Genomic DNA, 13688 nt, shown 5'->3' with positions numbered 1-13688 from the left:
CCTTGGGTCGGAAGGAAAATCTGTTTCGTTGCGGCGACGCGTCCTACGCCACGGCGGATGTATCTAGTGAGGCACCATTGTCCAATGACGAGCCGTCGCCAAGCGACACGTTGGCCGTGGCCGCCCATTGCGCCAGAGCCATTAGCGGGAAATAAATCGGATACCAGTGATAGCGCAAGTAGAACACGCGCGGAAAGCCCGTGCCGGTGAATTCCGGTTCGTCCCAACGACCATTTTCGCGCTGGGCATCGATGAGATAACGCACGCCGCGCAGCGTAGCCGGATCATCTTGCAGTCCGGCCGCGACCAGGCCCATCACGGCCCAGGCCGTTTGCGAGGCGGTGACCGGACCTTGCCCACACAGACCAGGATCGGCGTAGCTTTCGGGAGATTCTCCCCAGCCGCCGCAGGCCTGTTGATACTTCAGCAGCCACTGGGCACCGGCGGCGATTGCCGGATCGTCCGCGGTGACTCCCACAGCCGTCAAGCCCGTCAACACCTGCCACGTGCCATAGACGTAGTTCACGCCCCAACGACCAAACCAGCTGCCGTCGGGCTCTTGTGTGCTGCGCAGATAAGCGATCGCGCGATCCACGGCCGGCTGCCCTTGGCGGTGCCCTAATTGACCGAGCGCCTCCAGCACGCGAGCCGCGAGGTCGGGCGTGCTGGGATCGATCGCGGCGTTGTGATCTGAGAAAGGGACATAACAAAGGAAGCGGCGGTCGTTGTTGCGATCGAATGCGCCCCAACCCCCGTCGCGATTCTGCATCGCCAAAACCCATTGCTCGCCGCGGTAGATAGCTCGCGCCGTGCGTTCCAGGATTTCGGAACTGCCGGCGGGCGAACCCTGCTGACCGGCAAAGACCTTCAGCCCGGACGGACTGCGCGCGGGCCGGGTGGCAAACTGATCATTCAGCGCCATCAAAACCATCGACGTATCGTCGAGGTCCGGATAGAACTCGTTATCGTACTCGAAGCACCAGCCGCCCGGTTCGGCATTGGTCGTTTCGGCCCAGTCTCCTTTGCGCTCGATCTGCCGATCCAATAACCAGCGCGTCGCACTTTCCACGGCTTCGTGACGCGCCGGCAGTCCGCTCGCGGTCACGGCACGCAACGTAATGGCGGTATCCCACACGGGCGACTTGCAGGGCTGCAAACGGATCGTATCGTCTTCTTCGATCAGCAATCCATCCAAGCGCTCGTAGCAATATTTCAGTTCCGGCGAATCGTCGCTGTAGCCGAGCGATCGCAAGGCGACAATGCTCCATACCATGGGCGGATAAATCGCCCCCAGACCGTCGCTCCCTGCAAAGCGTTCGATCATCCAACGCTTGGCCTCTTCGAGCGCGCGACGCCGCGAGGGGTGCAGCTTCCACCGCTGGCAGAAGTGCAGCGCCGAATCCACGACGCGGAAGAACCGGTCCCAGCTTAGCGGGCCGGTGCCTCCTTTGAGCCCGGGGCAGCGCAGCGGCGGCCAATCCTGCGGTTCTCTGAGAAACAAGTCGCGTATCGATAGCTGCGGATCGAGCGTAGCCGTGGGCTGGCAGGCCGACATGATCGACAGCGGCACCAGAATCGTCCGTGTCCAGGCGCTTACCGAATACAGATTGATCGGGAACCAGCGCGGCAACAGCACGACTTCGGGTGGCACGAACGGGCAAGCGTCGTAGGGAATCTGTCCCAATAGCGCCAGGTAGAAGCGGGTAAAACTATTGACGGCATCGGCGCCCCCCGCAGCGCGAATCGCGCTGCGCGCACGCTGCATGTGGTCCGACGAAGTATCGTGGCCGGTCAACTTTAGCGCAAAGTAGGCCTTCACGCTAACGCTGATATCCATGCGCCCGCCAGGAAAAAGCGACCATCCGCCCGAGGGCATCTGCCGCCCCAAGATATACTTTGCCGCCTTGCGCGCGACCGTCGACTGATGGCGCCCCAAGTACGCCAGCAGGAGGATGTATTCGCTCTCGAGGATTGTGTCGCCTTCGAGTTCAGCGACCCAATGGCCGTCAGCTTGCTGCTGTTCGAGCAGCCACTGCTGGGTGCGCGCCATCGCTTGGCGCACATCCATGGCGCAACCATTCGAGTCCGGGCTCGAATCGTAAAAATCGGGAGCACGCTGACTGCCCGTCCCTTCCCGGGACACATTGCGAACCTTAGCGCTCGATTCCATTCGGTGCTACTCTCAACTACGGGCGATGCATCCATGACCCGCCAGGGCCGCCTAATCGGCTGAGGGGGCAGTCTACGCCACCGAGAAGCTGCGGACAATATCAGTGAGGCGCGCGTTCGGGTGAATGGGGGCGTGCCGAACTCTCACTAGCAGTGCTAGCAGCCTGTACTGGATAGATGTCATATCCGGGCGCAGTCTGGGCCAGTTTCCCCGGCCGCAGCGGCGGATCGAGAACCTGCTGGCTCACCAACTCTTCGAATAGCGCGGGCGTGATAAAGTCGGTGAATCCATAGTTGCCCGGCGAGCGGTAGCGTGCAATCTCGCTCCAATCAACGACGACATAACGCACGCCCAATTCGGCAAGCGCTTGACGACGTTCTTCGGCGGTGCGGCCCCGCGTAAGCTCCTCTAGCAGATCCTGGTCGAAGACCGTGGAGTAGAGGACGGGCATCTTAAGATCGAAGACCACGGCGTCGGCGACCGCCAGCACGACATCGTCCCGCGATAGGTGATCGTTGAGATATTGATGCCAATCGTGGATGCGGTCCGTATCCTTTTGCAAACGCTCCAAGCTGACAAAGTAGGCGTTGTCCCCTCCGCCACCAGCCACGATCACCAGCAAGTTCACCGCCAGGCCGGCCGCCAGAAAAATCTTTAGTGGCACGTGCCAGCCAAGTGTTGCGACGCGCGCCGCACTGCAGCCTGCCAGTAATGCCAGCACTGGATAGATGGGTACCCAGAAGCGATCCAGGCGATGCGTAAACAACCACCAGGTGGCAAAAACAAACGTCGCGTACAGGCACAGCCCAATCGCTAGCCGCCGATGACAGGTGCCCAACACTCCTAAAATCGCCAGGGGCAGCACCAAGGGGCTCAGCCAGGAACTTCGCCAGGCGATGTTGGCTGCCGAATCGAACACTCGCCACGGTGCAAAGCCGGGGGGGCGGTGGACCCGATTCCATTGTGCATCGAGTTCGTCGGTGCGCGTGCGACCGTCGAAGATCTTATAGGCTAGCGGATATGTCGGATTACCGGTCAGGAGCCAGTTCTTGGCAAACCACGGACCGCAGGCGACGAACGCGGCGATCAAAAAACATGCCGGCGACAGGAACCGGGCCGACCATCTTCTGGTCGGCTCTTGCCTGGCCGCGACGATCCAACTGCGCAAGGCAACCACGAGCGTGGCGGGGACCAAAACGAATACGACGTTCGGATATTTGCACGCTGCAGCCGAGCCGGCCAGAAATCCGGCCAGCGCCACGAGCGACATACGCTCGGCCATCTGCCGGCGCAACCACAGCAACATCGCATAGACCGTACCCCATAAATAAAGCGCGGACACACCCTCGACGAGTCCTAGGGCCGAGACGCGCGTTATCCAGGGGATGGAAATATAGGTTAGCGCCGCAACAACGCCGCACGTCGGATCGATAAATCGCCGGCCAGCGGCCAACAGACCCAGCGCCGTGAGCGGCGCGGCCAATGCGATGAGAGCCTTCCCCACGAGCGCACCGAACCACCAATCCCCCACGGCGCTTATGGCCGCCAGGCTCAACATTTCGCTGCCCAGCGGCATGTTGGCATACACATTATGCGGCAAGAAGCCGATCGCGCCCTGCTGGTAAAATTCCTTTGGCGCTTGCAGGTGATATTCGAGGACGTCGAACTCGATCGGTGTCAGCGTGCCGCCCAGCATGATGGCGGCGACAAAGGGCACGCCCCACCATAGCCAGTGATTGACCGCCTGCTGCTCGCCTGCCGACTCGCCCGACGACAGGTCTGGATCTCGGGCCGTCGTTGCACTACCGAAAACGCGCCGCAGTCGGTACAGGCCGAGCAGAACTATGACCGCCGCCGGCGCGAGAAACAGCCACCGCGCGTGCAAGCCGCCCGCCAATCCCACGCCGAACGTATAGAGCGACAGGGCGCTACACCCGACGCAGCAGGAAAAGAAAATCGTCTCCAGGGAGGTTATCCCACGATCGATACGTGCCAGGTTCAGCAGCAGCCAACCGGCCAGTCCGCAAACCGCGAGCATGGCGAGTGCAGGCAAGAGCACCCGCAAGCGATCGCCCATGGCAAATTCCGCCGGCACGCCGAACCAACCGCCGGATACGCGGACTCCCTCGGAATCGCGAGCGCCCAGTACGACGTCGTCGAACAGCAAGAGCTCTTTCGTCAGCAGGGCGCCACGCGACAGGCCGGCAGGATGCTCTTGATCTTTAAGCTCAGGAATCGGCGCCAGAAAAAAAATCAGCGCGTAGACAAGCAGAAAACCGATCGCGGCAATGACGGGGCCCACGCCGCGCGGAACGGCGTCGGGCGACGACGGCGCCCTGCGCGCCCGGCGATGATTGCGCGGCGTGGCCATGGTATTACGCGACTTACTTCTTCAGATATCGATCGAACCAGGCGGTCACCGCCCCATACTGAGTCAGGATGCCGGGCCACCAGGTGTGGCCGCCCCCTGGTTGCACGATCAGTTCCACGGGCACGCCAATTTCCTCGCACTTCGCCTTGAAGATTTCCGATTGCTGCAAGGGAACGGTTTTATCCTTGTCACCGTGTACCAGTAGCACGGGCGGATCGCCCGGATTGAGATGGTAGATGGGCGAAATCGATCGCAACTGCGCTTCGACATCGGTTACTTCGCCGAACAGCCCTTTGAAGAAGCCCGGCCGCAGCTTTTCGATCGTCGTGTAGCCGTTGGCCGATCCCCAGTTGATCATGTCTGTGGGGGGGAACCAGGCCACGATCGCCTGCACGCGGCTGCTTTGCCGTTCGACGATGTCTTTGGAATCGGGATTCCCGTCGTCACCGGTTAGTCCGACCATCAGCGCCAAGTGTCCGCCGGAGGAACCGCTGGTGATGCCCAGGTGGTCTGGATCGACGTGGTAATCGGCGGCATGCAGGCGAGCAAACCGCACGGCCCGGCGAATGTCTTCGACCATTTCGGGGACGAAGTAGCGCGGTCCGCTGCCGTGGCGCGCAATGAACAGCGTGTAGCCGCCCCCCAGCAAACCTTGGATCCAATGCTCGGTTTTGCGCCGCGGTTCTTCGTCGGCCAGCACGTTAGACTTGTGCGATTTCCAACCGCCGCTGGAGACCAACACAATGCCGATCCCCTTGGCATTCTCTTTTGGCGTGAACACGTCCATCGTCAGGGCCAGGCCATCCTTGTGGCCGTAGACCACATCTTCGACCGTCGTGAAGGGAACCGATGCAGGGGCTTCCGCCACAGCGTATGCCGCACTCAGCGACAGGCACGCGGCACATACGATCAGAAACAAGCGAGCAAATTTCAAGGCAGCACCTCAAGGTTGGTCGGCCGTCATCAATAGAGACGGACTGCGTTGCAAAATGTCAGGCATTACGATGCCCGTTCTATCGTGTTCTTGGCTCGTTCAGAGTGTTTTCAAATACTCGATGACCGCCAGCTTGTCAGCGTCCGCAAGCTCTTCGGGAAATTCGTGTCCGGCGGCGCTTTTGCTCGACAAGCGGGTATCGTAGTAGCGGCGCCGTTCCACAGCGTCCCCCGCGGCCGCTCCAGGCAGATCGGCAAAGGTCGTCACTTCCAGCCCGACACGAGCCTGATCGTAGCCGTCTTCGCTACGCAGCCAAACCACGGGCCGCGCGTCGACATGGAACAGATGCCATAATGTCGGCACTGAGCCATTGTGCAAGTAGGGGGCCGAGGCCCAGATCCCATCGAGCGGCGGGGCGATGTAGCCCGTGGGCTCGACAATCGCCGTGCGCTTTCCTCCTTCGCCGAGCCAGCCACTCGAAAAGCGGCGCCGGTGTTCCGGCGGCATGCCCGAGAGCCGGAGCGGATCGGTGTTGACGACGTCCAGGGGCACCATCTTTTCAGGATACTTGCCGCCGGCGCCGTACGTGCCGTGGCATTCGGCGCAGGTGCGACGAAAGATCGGCTCGCCGCGTGCCGCAAGATCGTGGTCGATCGCATAGGGGTACTTCGGTGCTTCGAGCGATTCGATCCAGGCCAGTATGTCGCGGAAGTCTTCTTCCCAACCTTTTATCGTCGCGCTGTCATTGGCCGGGTAAAGCGAGAATTGCATGATTGTTCGCGGTGTCTTCTCGGCAAACCCGTCGATGTAGAGCCGCTGCTTTCTCTTTACGTTCCACAGCGGCGGCGCGTCGAGATCGTGATGTGTGTAGGGAGGCATCGGCGCGTCAAAGCGAACGTTCATTTCATCGTCGCGTAGGGCCGTCAGCTGAATGCTGAAGACCTGGGCGTCGATCGTGCCGTTGCTCTGCCCAAGGTACGCGGTCAAGCGGCTCAACTGCCAGGGCTCGGGCTTGCCTTTGTCCAACATCCAGGAACGAATCACTTCGTGCGTAAGTGTCTTGAAGGCGAAATGCGAGTTCCCCAGGCCTGGCATCGACCGACCGGCAACTTTTCCGCCGTGACAGGAGAGACACGTCAGGGACCAGCCCCCTTTGCCATCGGCAACGTAGGCCATGGGAATGCCGTTCGGGGCCTCGGGCGCAGGCACGAGCCCGTAGCGCGCGAGTTCCATGTGGCGGCGTTCGTCGGCGCTGGCTTTCTTGGCGATCGCTTTCAGCCCTGCGGGCCAGGTGCGCCAGATATTCTCGAACGCCGACTCGGGAAACTCAGCCGGCAAATAGGCTTTGCTACGCAACAACTGGTAGCCGCGCGTGGCCGCGACGTGGGGCGCGTCGGCGATTGCCGTTCGCTGCACAGCGTCGGTTGCTGGCTCCGCGGCGTGCGCGCTTGACATGGGTTGGCCGCTCGGAAGGTTAGCCAGCAGCCAACAAGCCATTATCCGTAGCGCGTAGACTCGAGACATGCGACGTACTCGTGACGGCGGAAGTGTTTTGCGGACAATCTCGGATTCGTAACCAGGATTTATCATAGCTCGCCGGGGGCGACGTTCGATAATAGCGACCAACGGCTGACCACTCTCACGGTGTAAAGGATGTGACGACGCCCGGTCACCGCTTCGGCGCCAAAGGAACAGTCAACACGATGCGTGGCAAACGCGGTGGGAGAGCGAAGCGTGATCCACTCGTGACCCGAGCGATTTGCAGAGCGACGAACCTCGAACTCGATTACCCGCAAGCGTCGGCCGCCAGCGTTGCCGACAAGACCTGGCGATGGCGATTCTTTCCTGCAATGTAACCAATGCTACCGTAAGATATTAGTTCGAGGCCAATAACTTCTGTTTGATCCGCGGGCCCGAGCTTGACTTGTGCTTGAAACCCCTCGACAATTGGGGCGCGTGGCCTCTTCCGTTTCTGGGAACTCCGCATGCGACGACGCGTCCGCAACCGCTGGATCGCCTGCCTGCTGGCACCTCTGGTGCTGCTGGCCAGCGTTGTGCCCGTCGGCACCGTCGCCTGCCAAGGCGCAACTCTAGCTCCGACGGTCGCGAAGAAATGTTGCGGCTGTTGCCAGCAGCGCGTCGAGCCGGTGCGTGCCTGTTGCCAACCGAAGCCGGCCTGCTGTGCCAAGTCGGCGGCTGTTGCAAAGCCCAAGTGCTGCTGCCAGAAGGGGACCGAAGCGCCTGCCACGCCTGCGACGTTACCGAACGACAACGAGAACTTGGTCAAGCAGGCTTTGGTCGCCGGGCAGGACGCAGCGATCCGATCCACGCTGCCACCGGTAGAATCCCTCTCGCCTTGCATCGCTAACGCGGCTGCGGATAGTGGCTTGCCCCCGGTGCGAGTTCGCTTTTGCACCTGGCAGATCTGATCGGTTCTCTTCGATAGTGGCGCTGCGCGCTGCTGACGGCACTGGCCCCTTGGCCAGCCGTTTTTATCAGGCCTGGCGCGCAGCAGCCCAACGGCGCCGTCCGCTCGACGGCATTGTATTGCCGAAGTTGTCATCCTCTGATGCGAGCGTTGAATGACAACGTTCGCAGCGCGATGTCAAAAGGCCTACGACATCTAACAGTTTCTATCGTCAAGACAGTTTCAACGTCCCTTTGAGTAAAGGAAAACAAGTTATGAAGACACGTATTCTGCTCGCCGCCGCGATCGGCTCGGCCCTACTGCTTAGTCAGGCCTTGATTGCTGCCGATGCCAAGTACCAGGCCAAGTGCCCCGTGTCGGGCCAGCCCGCCAAGGAAACCTCGACGGTTGCCTTCGAGGGTGGCAAGGTCCAATTCTGCTGCGACAAATGTCCGGCCGCCTTTAAGGCCGACCCGAAGAAGTTCGCCGCCAAGGCGACGTTGCAGATGTTGGGCACGGGTCAACTGGCCCAAGTCGCATGCCCCCTCAGCGGCAAGGCCTGCAATCCCGACCAGTCGACCGAGATCGACGGCGTGAAGGTCAGCTTCTGCTGTGGCAACTGCAAGGGCGCGGTCGAGAAGGCCGACGACAAGGTGGCCAAGGCTCTGGGCGGTGACAAGGTTCTGGCAGCCGTCACGGCGCAGACCAAGTGCCCGGTCAGCGACAAGGCCATCGACCCGGCCCAATCGGTCGATTACCAAGGCAAGAAGGTCTACTTCTGCTGCAAGAACTGCCCGGCTGCCTTCGAGAAGGATCCGTCCAAGTTCACGGCTAAGCTGCCGCAGCTGAGCAAGTAGTCTCAGTCTGCCGAAGTATCGCAATTCGATTGCATTTCGGTGGGGGCGCTCCTCTGGGGCGTCCCCACCAGCTTTCTTTTGAACCAGTTCTTACGGCGTTCGTAGAACCTGATATGCGACGGTCTGCGCTACACTTGGGTTTGATGCTGGTCACGTCCGCCGCAGTTGCGGTTTCGGCCGGCCCCCTGGCGTGGGGCAGTTGCGCGGGATGTTGTGCGGTGGGCGGCGCGCCACAGGTCGTTGCGAATCCACAGAAGCTCTTGGATTGCTGTGCGAATCATCGAACGGCACCGGCATCCGCGCCGGCGCCAAGGGCGCCGTGCGGTGAATGCTGCCGTGCGAACGAACCGCTAGCGAAATCCGAATCGCCGCGTCACGAGGTCGACGAATCGTCGAGCACGCTGTTCGCGGCCTTCCTCGACGACTTCTTACTACCGGATGCCGGCGAGCGATCTGTCGCGCTCGAGGGCTGCGGCCGGTCGCATGAATCCGACCCGCCACTGCGGGTGCTCCTGTGTGTTTGGCGGAACTAATTCTCGCACCGCGCTAGAGCGTGTTTTGCGATTTGTTCCCCATTACTCAGGAAAGATTTTCCCATGCGTACTTCCATGTTCGTATTTGCGTGCGCGCTGGTGGCTGCGGCCGCCGTCGTGCTGGTTGGTCGTTTCGGCGTGGCTGCCACTGCGGCGAACGAGAGTACCTCGCCGTCCTGTTGCTTCGAGGGTAGCTCCTGTTGCGAAGATGGCGGCGCAGCTTGCTGCGCGGCCCACCGCACTACCCAGGCGCCTCGCGAGACACGTCGGGGCGCAGCCAGTTGCTGCGCTGTAGCGACGCAAACCGCGTTGGTTACTCGAGCAAGCGCTCCGTCATGCTGCTCAAGCGGTTGTGCAGCTGACTGCTGCGGCACCAGCTGCGCCGCTTGCTGCGGCGAAGCATGTGCGTCGTGCTGCCCAGCATGCTGCACCGAGGCGGCGGGCAGCTGCAGCGTTGCGAGCTGACCGACGAACAGCTCGATCGGGTTGTTGTCAATCGGCGGAGCGCTCCTGCGGGGGCGCTCCGCGTTTTTATTAGTGCCGTTGCGCGGTCAGAAGCCCAAGCAGCGTCAGGCGGCCGACAGGGTTTGGAATTCTTCTTCGTCGCCTGCGGCTGGCAATTCCGCCCGGCTCCGACGAGCGCGATAGCTCATCCATGCCAAAACGCCCAAGCCGAGAATCCCTGTCGTGGCGTAGATCACACCCACGCGCACCAATTTTGCGACCAGCGGTTTCATACGACGTCCGAGGGGTGCATTGACAGCATTGCCATGACGGCAAGCCTGAAGGTGCTATCGGCCCGCATCCCCCGCGGCGATTAATCCGCTCCGTCGGCGCGTCAGGCTTTGACGTTACAGGTGGGCCCAACCATCGAAGGGCATAGTGCTAGCACGCGATGAGCGGACGGCAGGGTATCGGCCGCAGATGCGTGGCGCGGGATCGGCCAAATGCCCTTTCTGGGCAGAATGCCATCTGGCATACTTGGCCGCCCTGATGGATTGGGAAATCCACTACTCCCAATGTGCCCTGGAAACCCGCGCGGATGCGTCCGCGCTTTAGCCTGCGACGGCAACTATGAAGATTTTCTTATCCGTGGGCGAGCCGAGCGGCGACCTGCACGGCGCCAACCTGATGCGCGCCCTCCACGCGCAGCGCCCCGATATCGAATTCGTTGGCTATGGCGGGCCGCTGATGGCCCAGGCCGGCTGCGACCTGCACGAGGATCTGACCGCGCTCGCCGTGATGTGGTTTCTGCGCGTGCTCTTGAACCTGCACAAGTTTTTGCACCTGGCGAGCCGGGCGGACCGATATTTTCGCCATCACCGCCCTGACGCCGTGGTGCTGATCGACTATCCGGGCTTCAACTGGTGGATTGCCGGACGCGCCAAGGCGCACGGCATTCCGGTATTCTATTACACGCCCCCCCAGATCTGGGCCTGGGGCAGTTGGCGCGTGAAAAAGATGCGCCGCTTCGTCGACCACGTGCTATGCAGCTTACCGTTTGAAGAATCCTGGTTTCGCGAGCGCGGCTGCAATGCGACATTCGTGGGCCACGCGTACTTCGACGAGGTGCGCCGCCAGAAACTGGACGAGACGTTTCTCGCGCGCGAGCGCGCCAAACCAGGACGCCTGGTGACGATACTCCCCGGCTCGCGAACTCAGGAAGTAGAGCAGAACCTGCGCTGGTTTTTGCGGGCGGCCGCGATCATTCACAAGAGTCTTCCTGACGTGCGTTTCGCGGTGGCTAGCTTCAAGCCGCAGCAGGCCGAGTTCGCGCAACAATGGGCCGCGGCCAGCGGCCTGCCCATCGAAGTTCACTTGGGCCGCACGCCCGAGCTGATTCACCTGGCCGAGTGTTGCATGGCAGTATCCGGCTCGGTGTCGCTGGAATTGCTCTATCAAACCAAGCCCACCGTGATTTTGTACACGATCAGCCGTGTCGCGTATTTCGTGCAAGGATTCTTCCGCCGCGTGAAATACATCACGTTGGTGAACCTGCTGGCGGACGATCGGTCGTTCGGGCCGGATCTTTCGCCTTACGATCCGCACAAGCCGGATGCCGACCGGGCGCTGTTTCCCGAATATCTCACCTACCACGACCGTTCGCTGCAGATTGCCACCCATATCGTCCAGTGGCTGACAGACTCGGAATTGCGCAGCGAGCGCGTGGCGGCGCTCGCGGAGTTAAAGGCCCGCGTTGGACATGGCGGCGCTTCGCGTCAAGCGGCCGGCTACATCCTGCGCGAGCTGGACGAGCGCGTCGTTTCGGTCCCGCGCCCCCATTTCCGGCCTGGCATGGTCGTCGCCAGCAGCGGAGGTTGGCGGCAGTAATCGAATTGCCGCCGCAGAATCCATAGCGAGCGACCTCTACCAGTCCAGCATTCAGCACCTGGCAAGCCTTGCGCCGAAATCGCAGCGGTAGTATGCTATGACCGAAGCGCGCGGCAGCGACGATCGAAGCTTGCTGCCACCATAGAATCGCGCCGCTAAGGGAAGTTTGCCATGTTCTTTGTGGAACCGCCGCCATCGCCGTACGACCTTCACTTCAACGTGGGGGACGTGCCGGTGCGCGTGCATTGGACGTTTTGGTTGATGACCTTGCTGCTTGGGGCAGGCGCAGACGGCGACCCAGCCCGGGTGTTGCTGTGGACGGTGGCCGAGTTTGCCTGCATTCTGGTACACGAACTGGGACACGTGGCCGCCTTTCGCTACTACGGCATGAACGCGCACGTGGTCCTGCACAGCTTCGGTGGCCTGGCGATTCCCACTAGCGGTCGCTGGGGTGGGCGCGGCAGATCGCGCGAAACCTGGCTGGCGGACGTGGTCATTTCGTTGGCCGGCCCGGTAGCGGGATTCGCCTTCGCGGCTGTGATCTTCCTGGGCCTGGCACTGGGGGGGCGTGCCCCGCACCTGCATTTCGATCTGGTATCGAGCGTGCCGATCTTCGTCGAATGGGAGCCCTTCAATGCCAACAACGTGAATCGACTGCTGCAGTATATGCAGTTCATCAATATCTTCTGGGGACTGGTGAATTTGCTGCCGATCATTCCGCTTGATGGTGGGCAAGTGGCCCGCGCCGTGGCAGCCAAGGTCTATCCGGCCGACGGGCTGCGGCTGTCGTTGATATTGTCGGTAGTCGCTGCGGTCGGGATGGCCGCGTTTTGCTTTTTACGCTGGGAAGAAGTCTTCGCGGCGATCTTTTTTGCCTATATGGCGTATCAAAGTTATCAGATGTTGCAACAGGTGTCGGGCGGAGGTTTTGGCGGTCGCGGATGGTAGACCAATCGCAATCGAGCGTCGTGGCCGCGACGCCGCAGCGGCGTGTGATCCTGTTGGGCGCCAGCAACCTGACGCGCGGCATTGCCACCGTTGTCGACGCCTGTCAGCGAATCTGGGGTTCGCCGCTCGAGATCTTTGCCGCGCTGGGGCACGGTCGCTCGTACGGCACGCGCAGCACGGTGTTGGGACGCTCGTTGCCCAGCATTCTCAAAGGCGACCTGTGGCCTGCGCTCGCCCAGCGGGACCCGGTGCCCACGGCCGCATTGATTACCGACATCGGCAATGACTTGCTCTACGAGCAGCCGGTCGAGCAGATAGTCAGCTGGGTCAGCGGCTGCCTGGACTTGCTTGCGCAGCATGAAGCGCGCGTCGTAATGACGCGTCTGCCGATTGCCAATATCGATAATTTGCCAGAATGGAAATTTCGCTTGCTGCGTCGCGCCATGTTCCCACTGGGAACGGCGCCGTTTCAAGTAATCGCCGAGCGTGCGCGAGAACTCGATCGGCGGCTGATCGAAGTCGCCGACAGGCGCGGCGTCACGCTCGTCGAGCAAGAGCGCGCTTGGTACGGCTGGGATCCCATTCATCTGAAAAGCAGCGCCTGGCCCAAAGCCTGGCATCAGGTGCTGTCGGGCTGGACCGAATTCCCAGGGGAACGTGCGGCCCGCAATCCAAGTCTCTCGCAAATGCTCTACTTGCGCACGCGTCGTCCACAGCAGCGCTGGTGGTTCGGCATGGAGCAGCGCGGCCCGCAGCCCAGCGGCCGCCTTCCCGGCGGATCGGTCGTGTCGTTTTATTAGCGTTATTCTGGCCGACGTAGCCGCGATAGTCGCAGGTGATGTAACATCGGGGACCGGTTTGCGCTAAGGTACATGAAGGACGATCGACAACCTGTTAATCGTTGTACCTAACGCAGAGGGCTGTATCCGAAGTGCCCCTGCCGCAGACGGTCTCAGGCGATGCCGGCGTTGCGTTGCGAGCAATGGTAATTGGCCCGAGGACCGGCACTTCGGATACAGCCGGTTGAACGAAACCACACTGGGCGGCCCGACTATGGAGATGCAATCAAGCGGCACCATGTCGTGAATGGCCCGTCCGACAGCGCTCGCCAAAAGGTCAAGCTCAGAAGGTCAGCAT

At 61.6% G+C, this 13688-nt stretch carries 10 protein-coding genes; 5 read left to right on the top strand and 5 right to left on the bottom strand.

From position 1 onward, the window contains the following. Nucleotides 1-43: 43 nt before the first annotated feature. From VGG64_03820 to VGG64_03805, 4 genes are all read right to left on the bottom strand, one after another. The gene (locus VGG64_03820) at nt 44-2068 is read right to left on the bottom strand and encodes a terpene cyclase/mutase family protein (GenBank protein ID HEY1598701.1); all 2025 of its coding nucleotides are present in this window, start codon (nt 2066-2068) and stop codon (nt 44-46) included. A 202-nt stretch (nt 2069-2270) separates the two neighbouring features. Further along, complete coding sequence (locus VGG64_03815) at nt 2271-4541, bottom strand: hypothetical protein (GenBank protein HEY1598700.1); 2271 nt, start codon at nt 4539-4541, stop codon at nt 2271-2273. 13 nt (nt 4542-4554) lie between these two features. After that, nucleotides 4555-5475 (bottom strand): alpha/beta hydrolase, encoded by a 921-nt coding sequence (locus tag VGG64_03810; GenBank protein HEY1598699.1) that lies wholly within the window; start codon nt 5473-5475, stop codon nt 4555-4557. Between the two features lie 99 nt (nt 5476-5574). After that, entirely contained in the window at nt 5575-6930 is a 1356-nt protein-coding gene (locus VGG64_03805) for a cytochrome c (protein ID HEY1598698.1), read from the bottom strand. A 530-nt stretch (nt 6931-7460) separates the two neighbouring features. Here VGG64_03805 and VGG64_03800 point away from each other — a divergent pair. Both VGG64_03800 and VGG64_03795 read left to right on the top strand, forming a co-directional pair. Further along, entirely contained in the window at nt 7461-7904 is a 444-nt protein-coding gene (locus tag VGG64_03800; GenBank protein ID HEY1598697.1) for a hypothetical protein, read from the top strand. Between the two features lie 253 nt (nt 7905-8157). Continuing rightward, on the top strand, nt 8158-8739 hold the full coding sequence (locus tag VGG64_03795) for a hypothetical protein (GenBank protein ID HEY1598696.1): 582 nt from the start codon (nt 8158-8160) through the stop codon (nt 8737-8739). A gap of 1102 nt (nt 8740-9841) precedes the next feature. Here VGG64_03795 and VGG64_03790 read toward each other — a convergent pair. Beyond that, nucleotides 9842-10009: a hypothetical protein gene (locus tag VGG64_03790; protein ID HEY1598695.1), complete on the bottom strand. Its 168-nt coding sequence runs from the start codon at nt 10007-10009 to the stop codon at nt 9842-9844. A gap of 337 nt (nt 10010-10346) precedes the next feature. Here VGG64_03790 and lpxB point away from each other — a divergent pair, with 337 nt between their 5' ends. From lpxB to VGG64_03775, 3 genes are all read left to right on the top strand, one after another. Then, the gene (gene lpxB / locus VGG64_03785) at nt 10347-11603 is read left to right on the top strand and encodes a lipid-A-disaccharide synthase (GenBank protein ID HEY1598694.1); all 1257 of its coding nucleotides are present in this window, start codon (nt 10347-10349) and stop codon (nt 11601-11603) included. A gap of 171 nt (nt 11604-11774) precedes the next feature. After that, nucleotides 11775-12551 carry a site-2 protease family protein gene (locus tag VGG64_03780; GenBank protein ID HEY1598693.1) on the top strand — a complete coding sequence of 259 codons (777 nt, stop codon included), beginning with the start codon at nt 11775-11777 and terminating at the stop codon, nt 12549-12551. Next, entirely contained in the window at nt 12545-13351 is an 807-nt protein-coding gene (locus tag VGG64_03775; protein HEY1598692.1) for a hypothetical protein, read from the top strand. The genes VGG64_03780 and VGG64_03775 overlap by 7 nt, the downstream gene beginning before the upstream one ends. Nucleotides 13352-13688 lie beyond the last annotated feature (337 nt).

It is taken from the genome of Pirellulales bacterium (assembly GCA_036490175.1).
Taxonomy (GTDB): domain Bacteria; phylum Planctomycetota; class Planctomycetia; order Pirellulales; family JACPPG01; genus JACPPG01.
Note: the sequence above shows the minus strand (reverse complement) of the source record. Positions and strands in the feature narration are given on the sequence as shown.